This is a genomic window from Streptomyces sp. NPDC000404 (assembly GCF_040300365.1).
Lineage (GTDB): Bacteria > Actinomycetota > Actinomycetes > Streptomycetales > Streptomycetaceae > Streptomyces > Streptomyces ramulosus.
In genome coordinates this window covers 1-1,868 of record NZ_JBEPDN010000028.1, presented here as the reverse complement: position 1 = coordinate 1,868, position 1,868 = coordinate 1, and the positions used below count along the sequence as shown (strand labels likewise).

Below are 1,868 nucleotides of genomic sequence, written 5' to 3'. Positions count from 1 at the left end.
ATCGCGCAGGACAAGTTCCGTGAGAGCTTCTGCCAGGACCTTCCGGAGGACGAGGCCCTGGTGATGGCCGTGACGCAGAAAGCACCGCTGGCCTCCACCTTCGGCGACGCCGTCACCGAACCGGCCTGGCGCACGAAGCCGACCTGGTACCAGGTCTCCGCCGACGACCACATGATCCACCCCGACAACGAACGCCGCATGGCGGAGCGGATGAACCCGTACAAGACCGTCGAGCTGATGGCCGGCCACGCCTCCTTGGCCTCCCACCCCGGACCCGTCACCGACCTCATCGAAGAAGCCGCAAACGTAGCCGGCTGAGCTGCGCGGGCAGGCCGTGGGGCCGATCAACGCGGATCGTTCTTTCTCGCGGGGGCACCGGCCAGAGGGCGGGTGGGACCGGCGATGCCGGTCAGTGGGCCACGGCCGCGCCGCCGTCCACGGGATCACGGCGCCGGTGAACGCAGGAGGCTTTGTCGGAGGCGGGGAGCGTCACGAGGGGGAGAGCCCTTCAGTGGCGGCGAAAGTACCGGGAGGCAGTGCCGCGAAGGGCACTGCCTCCCGGTGAACTCACCTTTGATCGACGGCAGTTGACGCCGTCGCCAGCCAGGCTCAGTACGTGTAGAACCCCGACCCGCTCTTGCGCCCCAGCCGTCCCGCGTCGACCATGCGGGCGAGGAGCGGCGGCGCGGCGTACAGCGGCTCATTCAAGGACGGCTCGGGGCCTCTCGGGCGCCCAGGGATTTCCCAGGGACATTCGACCGCGGATCTCGCCCCTGCGAGGGGTCTTGAGCGAACCGCTCATCCATCGCGGCGAGCCCTCGCATGCCTGCCTCGCGGGCATGCAATGTCATGGTGGCGTCGGGTATTGGAGCTGGCCGAATACCTCGGCTGGGCTGCGGGGTTACTGAGGGAGAGCTCTACGGGCACATCAAGAAGTCCAAGAACCGCTCGAAGTTCGTGGAGTTCTGCCGCTACCTGCGCTCTCTGCACCCGCTGGACGTGCGCATCGCGATCGTCTGGGAAAACTACTCGCCCCACCTGACCACCAAGCGGTGCCAGCGGGTCGGGACCTGGGCTGCGGCGAACAATGCCGAGATCGCCTACACCCCGACCAACAGCTCCTGGCTCAACCGGATCGAGGCCCAGCTCACCGCCCTGCGCTACTTCGCTCTCGACGGCACCGACCACCCCAGCCACAAGGCCCAGGGCAGCATGATCCGCCGCTACATCATCTGGCGGAACAAGCACGCTGCCGATGAACGCCTACGCGAGGTCTTGGCCAGGGCAAACGTCGCCTGCCCCGCGCGACAGGCTCCGGCCTCACCAAAGGTGAAGGAAGCTCCGGATGTCGTCATAGCCGTCGAGAGCCCGACCGTCCACGTCCCTCGGGTCCGCTTCAGCACGCGCCGTCAGCGACTCCGCCAACGCGAGGGCCTCATCGCTGAGACGTCCGAAGCGTCGAGCGGCATGGCCCAGGCACAGACCGGCCAGCCCGAGCAGAGGGCTGCCCGGCACGGCCCGCGTCCCGACCTGCAGGCACCAGTACTCGATGAACTCTCGATCGTCATCGTTCAACGCACTCCCGACCAGAGCGCTCGCTGCCTCGCCCTCCTGCGAGCGGTCACGCAGAGCTCGCTCCAACGTCTCGACCACCACCTCGTGAGGCAGCGCGGGAGGGTTCTCGAAGCGCAGATGAGAGTGCATCCCGCGAGATTACGCGCCCCATGATCCCCACCCCAGCGGGATCGAGGCGAACGTTGCCTGATGCGGCACTAGGGCGTTTCCTTCGGATCATCTGATCGTTGGGTCTGGGTGTCGTTGACTGACGCCCAGTGGGCGCGGATTGAACCTCTGTTACCCGATCGGGC

The 1,868-nt window shown here is 67.2% G+C and carries 1 protein-coding gene and 2 pseudogenes; 2 read left to right on the top strand and 1 reads right to left on the bottom strand.

Annotated elements, in window-relative coordinates:
- A partial coding sequence (locus ABT345_RS33185; protein ID WP_351324230.1) for an alpha/beta fold hydrolase occupies nt 1-318 on the top strand: 318 nt, incomplete at its 5' end.
- Nucleotides 319-609: 291 nt separating this feature from the next.
- Here the strand turns inward: ABT345_RS33185 and ABT345_RS33180 are convergent.
- Nucleotides 610-702: pseudogene (locus ABT345_RS33180) on the bottom strand (3-hydroxyacyl-CoA dehydrogenase family protein); the annotation flags it as partial.
- A gap of 210 nt (nt 703-912) precedes the next feature.
- On the opposite strand from ABT345_RS33180, the pseudogene ABT345_RS33175 reads away from it, so the two are divergent.
- Nucleotides 913-1,296 (top strand): annotated as a pseudogene (locus ABT345_RS33175) (transposase); the annotation flags it as partial.
- Between the last annotated feature and the right edge of the window lie 572 nt (nt 1,297-1,868).